Annotated in this window: 2 protein-coding genes; both read right to left on the bottom strand. The window is 36.6% G+C overall.

The genetic code is table 11. The annotated features are described in order from the left end of the window. Positions 1-35: 35 nt before the first annotated feature. On the bottom strand, positions 36-1,556 hold the full coding sequence (locus tag FZ949_RS09845; protein ID WP_180998576.1) for an AAA family ATPase: 1,521 nt from the start codon (positions 1,554-1,556) through the stop codon (positions 36-38). Beyond that, the gene (locus FZ949_RS09840; RefSeq protein WP_103579589.1) at positions 1,549-2,424 is read right to left on the bottom strand and encodes an NAD(+) kinase; all 876 of its coding nucleotides are present in this window, start codon (positions 2,422-2,424) and stop codon (positions 1,549-1,551) included. Before FZ949_RS09840 ends, FZ949_RS09845 begins: the two co-directional genes overlap by 8 nt. Positions 2,425-2,429: the final 5 nt, after the last annotated feature.

The following is a 2,429-nucleotide window of genomic DNA, read 5'->3' as shown; positions in this document are numbered from 1 at the left end:
TATTTACAAAGCTTAAATTAATAATTTAAATTAAGCTACTTTAAAAGCCCTTTAGCAAAATTTATTGCTTCTTCGCTTACATGTTCGCCACTTATCATACGCGCAAGCTCGTTTACACGCTCCTCTTTATCGAGCTCTCTTACGACCGAGTTTTCTCCGTGACGTTCTACCAAAAAGTGAGAATTTGCCTTTGAGCTAAGCTGTGGCTGATGTGAAATAGCAAAAATTTGATAAAAATTTGCAAGCTTAAGCAAGACATTTGCGATACTCATCGCCTCTTTTCCACTTAAATTTGCATCTATTTCATCTAAAATAATGACATCACCGCCCGTTTTTGTGATCTCACTAGAGGTAGCTATGAAGGCTAGCCTTAAGCGGTTTAGCTCGCCTGAGCTTAAATTTTTAAGCGAAGTCTCATTTAAATTTAGACAAACCTCATCAACGCCTAAAATATCAAGCTTTTTAGCCTCAATACTCAGCGTAATATCTGGCATATAAAGCTCTTTTAGGTATGAATTTATCATCACCTCAAGCTCTTTTAAATTTACGCTCCTTGCCTTGCTTAAAGCGCTGGCTAGCTCATTTGCCTTTTTGCTTAAAATTTCAAATTTCTTCTCTAGCTCGCTCTTTTCAAAGCTTAAATTTTCATATCTGGCAAGCTCTTTTTCCTTTTTATCAAGTGCTTCTAACGCCTCCTCTTCGCTGCCATATCTTCTGATGATGGCATTTAGCGCCTCTATCCTATCAAGCACGCTTTCCACATCGATATCATCGAGTTCTTCCATATTTAGGCTATCTCTTGCGACCCTTAGCTCATTCATCGCATCTTCAAAAAAACCATTGTCAAGGTCACTGATGCTTAGCGCCTCATTTACGCTGTGCTCTAGCTCAAATATCCGCTCAGCCCTAGCCCACGCCTCATTTATCTTATCCTTTTTACTAAGCCTTTTTTTAGTCTCCATAAGCTCTTCAAACTCGCCCTTTTTAGGCCCAACGCTTCTTATCTTCTCGATCTCAAAGCTAGCAAGCTCCTTTAGCTCTTCGACCTTTTTCTCTTCCTCTTTTATAGTGGCTAGCTCTTTTGAAATTTTAGAAAATTCTAAAAACGCTTCTTCAAATTCCTGCTTTATCTCTTTAAATTTCTCATTTTTTGAAATTTCAAGCCTATCAAGCAAATTTAGAAATTTCTCATTTTCAAATTCATTTACCTCTTTTGCTGAGAGGTATTTGATGTGCTCGCGCGCCACTTGGGCTAAATTTTTCTTTGAGATGGCTTGTTGGTTTATAAAATATCTCGTGCTTTTATCTTTTAAAAGCTTGAAAATATTGACCTCTTCGTTTTCTATGCCAAACTCATCAAGCTCAAATTTATGCTCCACGTCAGCTTCTATCAGCCTTGCCTCGCTATCTTTTAGCCCAAAAACTGCCATTATGGCACTCATTAGCACCGACTTACCAGCACCGCTAACACCCGTAAATACGCTAAGACCCTCTTTAAAATTTAGCTCGACATTTTTAAAATTTAGATAATCTTTAATCAAAATTCGATCAATCATTATAACCCCAGTGAAGTTTCTCTTTTAAAATTTGAAAATAATCTCTACCGATATGGCGTATCAGCCTCGCTTTTTTGTTGCTAAGACTCATGCTAACGGCTGAAATTTTACTCATATCAAAGCGGTCTTGGCCGTCTATAACCAAAATCGCATCACTATTTGTTCTAAATTTGACCGTATGATTTTTCGTAAGCACGACTGGACGCTGTGTAAGTGAATGCGAGCAGATAGGAGTTACTGTAAAAACTTCGCTTAATGGATAGATAATAGGACCATTTGCGCTCATGTTATATGCCGTTGTTCCAGCAGGTGTCGCTACTATAACGCCGTCTCCAAAATATGAATTAAAATATTTTTCATTTAAAAGTGCCTCGATATGTGTCATCGAACCGCCATTTTTACTAACAATGACTGCGTCATTAAATGCTATCTTTTGCTCAGTTTTGCCATCATTTTTATGAAGCACGACATCAAGCATAAAAGGCGTTTCAACCTCAAATTTACCATCAAAAAAGTCTTTAAAAAATTTCTCACTCTCATTAATCATTATGTCAGTTAAAAATCCGAGCCTACCAGCGTGTATGCCAAGGACAAGTGGCGAGATGTGAGCTAGCTTTCTACAAGTTGAAATGATCGTGCCATCTCCGCCAAGAGTGATTAAAAATTCGCACTCTTTGGCTAATTTTATAAGCTCAAAACCATTTTTTTCTATACGCTTAGCACAATTTTTTTCAAGCAAAATTTCTGCGTTATACTTTTTTAAAATTTTTTCTAATTTTTCTAAATCTTGCCTAAATAATGGATAATCTTTAGCAATAAGTCCTACTTTTTTTGTGCAAAAAGTATTAAATTTTTGTTCATTTTTCATGTAAA

Source organism: Campylobacter concisus, from assembly GCF_902460545.1.
GTDB lineage: Bacteria > Campylobacterota > Campylobacteria > Campylobacterales > Campylobacteraceae > Campylobacter_A > Campylobacter_A concisus_AE.
This window is presented reverse-complemented; position numbering and strand designations above follow the sequence as displayed.